Origin of the sequence: Capnocytophaga haemolytica, assembly GCF_001553545.1 — a bacterium.
In the GTDB taxonomy this organism is placed as follows: Bacteria; Bacteroidota; Bacteroidia; order Flavobacteriales; family Flavobacteriaceae; genus Capnocytophaga; species Capnocytophaga haemolytica.
The window spans coordinates 2,521,359-2,527,500 of record NZ_CP014227.1; the positions used below are offsets into that span (position 1 = coordinate 2,521,359).

The following is a 6,142-nucleotide window of genomic DNA, read 5'->3' on the forward strand; positions in this document are numbered from 1 at the left end:
CTTTTAGTTCTATGAGTTGATAAGCTCTTGGAATTCCTCTTCTGGAATCATTTTAACTCCTAAGCTCTCTGCTTTTTCTTTTTTACTTGGTCCCATATTCTCTCCTACAACTACATAACTTGTTTTTGCAGAGATAGAAGAGCCTACTTTTCCCCCATTGAGCTCTATCAGATTTTTAAGCTCATCACGAGTAAATAGGTGAAAAACACCAGAGACCACAAAGGTTAATCCTTTAAGCTTATCTGTCTGTCCTTCTGTAGATTTTCCAGAAAGAGTAAACTGTAACCCCTTTTCTTTAAGGCGATTAATAAGCTGCAGGTTGTACTCCTCCTTAAAAAAACTGATCACACTGCTGGCTATTTGATTTCCTATTTCATCGATCTCAATAAGTTGTTCCAAGGTTGCTTGTTGAAGATTGTCAATTGATTTGTAATGTTTAGCGAGCTTTTTAGCTACCGTTTCACCTACATAACGTATACCCAAAGCAAAAAGGACACGCTCAAAAGGGACTTCTTTTGACTTCTCAATCCCCTTAACTATGTTCTCTGCACTCTTCTGAGCCATACGCTCTAATGGAAGCAACTGTGAGATCTTAATTTCATACAAATCAGCATAGTTTTCTATAATTCCAGCCTTGAAAAGCAACTCAACGGTCTCCTCTCCCAAGCCCTCAATATCCATTGCTTTACGTGAAATAAAATGCTGTATCTTACCTGTAATCTGTGGAGGACAATGGTAGGTATTCGGACAATAGTGCTGTGCTTCACCCTCATTACGCACTAAGGCAGTGCCACATTCAGGGCAATTGGTAATGTAATGAACGGGCTGTGAGTTAGGTTCCCGTTTTTCAAGGTTTACACCTACGATCTTTGGGATGATTTCTCCTCCTTTCTCCACATAAACAGAGTCACCAAGGCGGACATCTAACTTTTCTATCTGATCCGCATTGTGTAAGGAAGCTCTTTTTACGACAGTTCCTGCCAATAACACAGGTTTAAGATTTGCCACAGGAGTAATGGCCCCTGTCCTGCCTACCTGATAGGAAATGCTCTCTAAAAGTGTATCAACCTGCTCTGCTTTAAACTTATAAGCCATTGCCCAACGAGGAGACTTGGCAGTATATCCCAATTCTTCCTGTTGAGCGAAACTATTTACCTTTACTACCACACCATCAGTTTCATAAGGCAGATTATGGCGCTCTGTATCCCAATAATTGATAAAATCCATCACCTCTTGAGTCGAGTGGCAGAGTTTAGAAGCCTTAGGAACTTTAAAACCCCATTGTCTTGCCTTTTCTAAACCTTCAAACTGAGTGCTAACCCCTGTATTACCCACTAAGGCATATAACAAACAATCCAATGGACGCTTTGCAACTTCCGAAGTATCCTGTAGCTTTAAGCTCCCACTGGCAGTATTTCGAGGGTTCATATATGGGTCTTCTCCTGCTTCGATGCGTTCTTTATTCATTTGCTCAAAGCCTTTCTTAGGGAGAACGATCTCCCCTCTAATATGAAAATGTTCTGGGAAATCTCCTCTTAATTGTAGAGGAACTGACCTGATCGTACGGACATTTGCTGTAATCTCATCTCCTTGAATACCATCACCACGAGTAGTAGCTTGTGCTAAACGCCCTTTTTCGTAAAGTAAATCAATAGAAGCCCCATCATACTTCAATTCGCAAACGAAAGAAAGTTGCTCATTACCTAAGGTTTTTATAATTCGTCGCTCCCATTCCTCTAAATCCTCCTTTGAATAAGAGTTATCAAGGGAGTACATTCTGAACTCGTGAACAACTGTCTTAAAGTTCTTAGTGATAGTCCCCCCTACCCTCACTGTGGAGGAGTTCTCATCATAAAATTCAGGATGGGCATTCTCTAACACTTGCAACTCTTTGAGTTTCTGATCGAATTCATAATCAGAAATCGTAGGGGCATCAAGTATGTAATAATTGTAATTATGTTGATTTAATTCTGCTCTAAGTTGTTCAATTCTCTCTTTCATAAATGCGAATTAATATTAAACTTGAAAGTGCAAATGTAAGATTTAAAAAAGACTTCACGAAATATAATCATCATATTTTTTTAACAAAACCTCTAATTCATTTCATTACAATGGGTTATATACGACAATCCCTTTTCATCTTATCAAATGAGCAAAAGCACTTCCCTTATTAGCATCAAGACTCTTCCAATAGAAATTTTTTCTAATGAATGATAAAGCCGACTTAAAGCCAAGATAAAACCCTAAAAATTAAAATTCACAAAACTAAAGAAAATAAATATCACAGAAAAACATACTGAAAAATAATGATTTTTCAAATATTTCTCTCATTAAGATTTAAGAGAAATTTTATGTCAAAAATATTGTGTTATATGAAATAAAATTATAACTTTGCAGCAACAAAATAATCAATTAAATAGAATATATTATGAAACACATTATCAAGTATATATTGGCTATTTTTGCGGTATTGGCATTGTATGCTTGCAGCACCTCTTCCGACGAAAATCAACCTTCTATTGATGCCAACATTAACTTCGATAGCAGATTTCAAGTAAATGGAAAAGCTGCCGAAATATGCTTCGGAGGAACTATTTCAACTTATGGTAGAACAGCCATTGCGCAACCTAATGGCTCTATTCAACTTCAACGTCTACAAGATATTCGGTTGGATGGATATCGGATTCCGATGAAGTGGAACAACGGCAATATTGTATCCTCTGCTGTTGAAGGCCCGCAAAATATCTCTGGCAATGAATGGATTTCCAAACTGAGAGAAATTGGAGCCAAAGTGATAATTGTAATTGGTGGAAATCATAAAAACAATGACATCAATCCTGAAGATGCTGCCAATATGGTTCGCTACTTCAAAGATAGAGGAACACCTATCAAAGAGTGGATTATTGGCAACGAACCAAGTTTGGACGGACTTACAATAGAACAGTATTGCGCAATGTTTAACAATATAGCCGACGCAATGAAAGCCGTAGATCCTACTATCAAAGTAGGTGGCCCCGCTTGGGCATCGTATGATCTAAATGCGTTGAGAACCTTTGTACAACTTTCAGGCACACGAGCAGATATTGTTGATTATCATCACTATGCTATGGGCGAGTCTTTTCTTGACGAGGCAGAAGCGCTTTTGCAAACACGTAATTATGAGAACGAGATAAGAGAAATTCGCGATATGATCAAAGCAGAACTCCCTGAAGCAGAATATCGTATGGAGATCCAGCTGGGTGAGTACAATTGGTCGTTCCGACGTGACAACGGCTACCCAGGATGGAAAGGTGATGACCGATTCTATAAAGCGGTTACAACAGTTTGGGCAGCAACAGTAGCAGGACTTTTTGCAAAAAATGGAGGACGTAGCTTTCAATATTCCGATTTGAATGGAGCGTTGGGGCTTACCTTTGGAAACAGCGAAGAAGCTACTCATTTTGGCAAAAATATCAACGATCCAAATCCTATTTATTGGGGACTTTTTATGTTTACTGGCGGAAATCTATTCCGGCATTTTGGAAACGAATTTGTGCAAGCAACTACAACCCATAACAAGGTAGCCATATTTGCTTCCAAATCTAAAAATGTGGTAATAATCAATCAAAGCCCCAATTCGGCAAAAACTGTACATTTCAATTTTGATGGACTGCCCCGCGAAACAGTAGCAGAGATATGGCAGACATCACATACTAACCCTTTTGACCCTCCAGTCAATAAGGGAACTCACCCTATTCGAAGCGGAAAACTAATTTATACATTGCCAGCATATAGCGTTACTACATTAGTAATAAAATAAGCTCAAATAGTTAGTGCAAAAAATAAAGATAAATTGAATAAACTTTTGTTTAATGTAATAATAAAAATTGCTTATTGACGTTACACTGGAAGTCTCAACTTCGCTATAAAGTAATTATTTAATCTCTTGAAGAAACTAAAAATTTCCCATTAGAGATTTGCTTTATAGGAATCTTAGCTCATTTTTCTAACAAAAAATCCTCACCAATAAATATCAATGAGGATTATACCACTCCAATCGAACGCACAACGAACCTATATCGAAAAAAAAAGCCCTCTCAAGATGAGAAGGCTTCTTAAAAGAAGGCGGCGACATACTCTCCCATTTGCATAGTACCATCTGCGCGTAAAGGTTTAACTGCTCTGTTCGGTATGGTAAGAGGTGAGACCTTTAGCTATAACCACCTTAAGTCTTTAGCTCTGAGGTTTGAGGTATGGGGTATGAGTATACCACAACCTAACAACCCCTCTTTCGCTATCATATTTTAACACATTAGGATAAAAAACAAAGTAAGAGCTCGCGCAGCAAGTCTACGGGTGATTAGTATTACTCGGCTAACGTGTTACCACCTATACACCTGTAACCTATCAACGTGGTCATCTCCCACGACCCTTATAAAGAAATCTCATCTTGTGGCTGGTTTCGTACTTATATGCTTTCAGCACTTATCCATTCCGAACTTAGCTACTCTGCGGTGCCTTGGGCAAGACAACAGATGCACCAGAGGTTCGTCCAACTCGGTCCTCTCGTACTAGAGTCAGATCCACGCAAATTTCTAACGCCCACAGTAGATAGAGACCGAACTGTCTCACGACGTTCTGAACCCAGCTCGCGTGCCACTTTAATGGGCGAACAGCCCAACCCTTGGGACCTTCTCCAGCCCCAGGATGTGACGAGCCGACATCGAGGTGCCAAACCCCCCCGTCGATGTGAGCTCTTGGGGGAGATCAGCCTGTTATCCCCGGCGTACCTTTTATCCTTTGAGCGATGGCCCTTCCACTCGGAACCACCGGATCACTATGCTCTACTTTCGTACCTGATCGACACGTCCGTCTCTCAGTCAAGCTCCCTTATACCATTGCACTCTACGCACGGTTACCAAGCGTGCTGAGGGAACCTTTAGAAGCCTCCGTTACACTTTTGGAGGCGACCACCCCAGTCAAACTACCCTCCACGAATTGTCCCCTGCATCGCAGGGTTAGACCTCAGATAAGCAAAGGGTGGTATTTCAACAACGACTCCTTGCCTGCCGGAACAGACAACTCATAGTCTCCCACCTATCCTACGCATCACTTATCCAAGACCAATACGAAGATATAGTAAAGGTGCACAGGGTCTTTTCGTCCCACTGCGGGTAATCGGCATCTTCACCGATACTACAATTTCACCGAGCTCATGGCCGAGACAGTGTCCAAATCGTTACACCATTCGTGCAGGTCGGAACTTACCCGACAAGGAATTTCGCTACCTTAGGACCGTTATAGTTACGGCCGCCGTTTACTGGGGCTTCAATTCAAATCTTCGCATTACTGCTAAACTCTCCTCTTAACCTTCCAGCACCGGGCAGGTGTCAGGCCCTATACCTCATCTTTCGATTTCGCAGAGCCCTGTGTTTTTGTTAAACAGTCGCTTGGACCTTTTCACTGCGACCTATTGTTTTGCAATAGGCGACCTTTCTCCCGAAGTTACAGGTCTATTTTGCCTAGTTCCTTAGCCATGAATCTCTCGAGCGCCTTAGAATTCTCTTCCCGATCACCTGTGTCGGTTTACAGTACGGGTTTCATACTTCGCTTTTCTTGGAAATGTTCTTAGAGCATTATCACCGCAGCCGAAGCCTTAGTGTACTATCAGTGCCATAACAGCACCTTCAACGTACTATTCCGTCAGTACGCAACTCTTACCTCATTCCGTCACTTTTATCAGTATGAAAGTACAGGAATATTAACCTGTTGTCCATCCACTTCTCCTGCTCGGATTCGCGTTAGGCCCCGACTAACCCTCAGCTGATTAGCATAGCTGAGGAATCCTTGATCTTTCGGCGGGCAGGTTTCTCGCCTGCCTTATCGTTACTTATGCCTACATTTTCTTTTCTATAACCTCCACAATGTCTCACAACACTGCTTCAACGACGATAGAATGCTCCCCTACCACTTGTGCTATTGCACAGGTCTATAGCTTCGGTAATATGCTTATGCCCGTTTATTATCCATGCCTAACTCCTCGACTAGTGAGCTGTTACGCACTCTTTAAATGTATGGCTGCTTCCAAGCCAACATCCTAGCTGTCGCTGCAATCAGACCGCGTTTGGTCAACTTAGCATATATTTGGGGACCTTAGCTGATA

At 41.3% G+C, this 6,142-nt stretch carries 2 protein-coding genes and 2 rRNA genes (1 of these 4 running past the window's edge); 1 reads left to right on the forward strand and 3 read right to left on the reverse strand.

Annotated features, from left to right (window positions below):
- Positions 1-9: 9 nt before the first annotated feature.
- Complete coding sequence (gene ligA / locus AXF12_RS11105) at positions 10-2,001, reverse strand: NAD-dependent DNA ligase LigA (protein ID WP_066431235.1); 1,992 nt, start codon at positions 1,999-2,001, stop codon at positions 10-12.
- A 427-nt stretch (positions 2,002-2,428) separates the two neighbouring features.
- On the opposite strand from ligA, the gene AXF12_RS11110 reads away from it, so the two are divergent.
- Positions 2,429-3,799 carry a GH39 family glycosyl hydrolase gene (locus tag AXF12_RS11110; protein ID WP_066431238.1) on the forward strand — a complete coding sequence of 457 codons (1,371 nt, stop codon included), beginning with the start codon at positions 2,429-2,431 and terminating at the stop codon, positions 3,797-3,799.
- Positions 3,800-4,099: 300 nt separating this feature from the next.
- On the opposite strand, the gene rrf is transcribed toward AXF12_RS11110, so the two are convergent.
- Together rrf and AXF12_RS11120 are read right to left on the reverse strand one after the other, a co-directional pair.
- Positions 4,100-4,207: ribosomal RNA gene (gene rrf / locus AXF12_RS11115) — 5S ribosomal RNA — on the reverse strand.
- A gap of 112 nt (positions 4,208-4,319) precedes the next feature.
- A 23S ribosomal RNA gene (locus tag AXF12_RS11120) occupies positions 4,320-6,142 on the reverse strand (it continues 1,023 nt past the right edge of the window).

What these genes read in the sequence shown, in the direction of transcription:
- ligA (WP_066431235.1), bottom strand. Translation starts at nt 2,001, where the DNA reads ATGAAAGAGAGAATTGAACAACTTAGAGCAGAATTAAATCAACATAAT.
- AXF12_RS11110 (WP_066431238.1), top strand. Translation starts at nt 2,429, where the DNA reads ATGAAACACATTATCAAGTATATATTGGCTATTTTTGCGGTATTGGCA.